This window comes from uncultured Duncaniella sp., from assembly GCF_910578445.1.
GTDB lineage: Bacteria > Bacteroidota > Bacteroidia > Bacteroidales > Muribaculaceae > Duncaniella.
Genome location: NZ_CAJTQC010000077.1, coordinates 1 through 623, shown reverse-complemented (window position 1 = coordinate 623; position 623 = coordinate 1). Strand labels below are relative to the sequence as shown.

Annotated in this window: 1 protein-coding gene; it reads left to right on the top strand. The window is 49.1% G+C overall.

The window, feature by feature from the left end; genetic code table 11:
- A partial coding sequence (locus tag QZ311_RS12390; protein ID WP_297068540.1) for a transposase occupies positions 1-623 on the top strand: 623 nt, incomplete at both ends.

Genomic DNA, 623 nt, shown 5'->3' with positions numbered 1-623 from the left:
CTGACCAACAAGGACGGCCACGGATGCAAGGGAACACTTGCGGCAGCCATTCCCGGAACAAAGAGTGACGAAATTATATCCATACTCATCGGAGCTATGGGGAAATCAATCAGACGCAGGGTCAAGGAAGTGACATGCGATCTTTCGCCATCAATGATGCTCATAGCCGCGGAAGTGTTCTATAACGCCCATGTAGTCAACGACCGTTTTCATGTCCAGCAGGTCTATAATGAGGCCGTTGACGAAATCCGCATCGACATTCGCCGACAGCTCATCGCAGAGGAAAACAACCGCAACAAGTCCGAACCGCCGGTAACGTACTCCAACGGCGAGACCATGCGCCAGATACTGGCCCGCAGCAAACACACTCTGATGATGTCGCAGAACAAATGGACTGACATACAGCGCCATCGTGTCAACATACTGTTCAAATACCACCCAATATTGAAGGCTGCATACAGCCTTGCGATGGAGCTGCGCAAGATTTTCAACGCTAAAATCTCACCGACAAAAGCCATGGGGAGGATGAACAAGTGGTATGAAAAGGTAATGGCATTGGGTAACAACAACTGGGTCAAGCCGAAAGCACGGTGCATGAATTTTGAGAAATGTGTTAAATTTGT